This window comes from Desulfofustis glycolicus DSM 9705 (assembly GCF_900130015.1).
Taxonomy (GTDB): domain Bacteria; phylum Desulfobacterota; class Desulfobulbia; order Desulfobulbales; family Desulfocapsaceae; genus Desulfofustis; species Desulfofustis glycolicus.
In genome coordinates, this window is the sequence record NZ_FQXS01000100.1 from 1 (window position 1) to 1,021 (window position 1,021).

Here is a 1,021-nt window from a genome sequence, read left to right on the forward strand (position 1 = left end):
GCGGCCTATCATGATTCGCCGCTTGTCATAGAATTATAAGCCATATTGTCCTGTTAAACAGAAACCTCCAGATAGAGCAAGCTGGGGCCAAAGGCGCGATAAGCAGCCCTTCAGATACCAAACGAGGATGGAGCCTGACGATGATTTCTCTTTGCCGGATCTTTTCCATACTTCTGGTAACACTCTGTACGTTCTTGTCACTCTTCTCCGGGCAGGCGCGGGCAGCCGACGAGAATCTGGTGGACCCCGGCCAGCTAACCTTTCGCGAAGCGATCGCGGATACCTCCGATGAACAGATTGATCCCTATACCGGGCAACTCGATCTGACCTATACCGATCTCTATCTCCCCGGTGACGGTGGCCTCGATCTGCGGATCATGCGCACCTACAAATCGAGCCGGGTGACTAACACGGCGATGGTGGACGGCAAGCTCGGCTATGGCTGGGACATCAGTTTCGGCCGAGTGAAACAGGACGGCAATTTCGTCACCATAGAGCTACAGGATGGAACAACAAGCACCGCCGTCCGTGAAACCTATGGCAGCAATTATTTCAATACCAAGGAGTTCTGGAAACTGTACATGCCGATCGGCGCTTTGCCGGTCCTGCAGTTGACCGATGGAACCACCATCACCTTTGGCCAGGGGAGTCTACAGGGGTATCTGGCCACGGAGATCAGGAAGAACAATAACACCATTACCATCAGCTACGACAGCGACAAAATTAACACCGTGACCTATACGGCCGGCGGCAGCAGCAAGACCATCAGCTTCCATTACGCCACCAGCGGCAGGCGACACCTGCAGTCCATAACCTGGGGCAGCCCGAGTCGCCAGATCACCTACGGCTACGCCGCCGACGACCAGGCCGTGACCTCGGTCAGCCTGCCCGGAGGCGATAGGTGGAGCTACACCTACCAGCAACAAGCCATCAACCTTCGCTCCGCCTATATTCTTCGGACGATCACTACCCCCTGGGGTGGTACGGTCACCTACGGGTTTGATACCTTTGCCAGGGGAAA

General features: G+C 55.5%; 1 protein-coding gene. It reads left to right on the forward strand.

Features of this window, described 5'->3' with window-relative positions:
• Positions 1-140: 140 nt before the first annotated feature.
• On the forward strand, positions 141-1,021 hold an 881-nt coding region (locus tag BUC26_RS22575; protein ID WP_143166151.1), incomplete at its 3' end, for a DUF6531 domain-containing protein.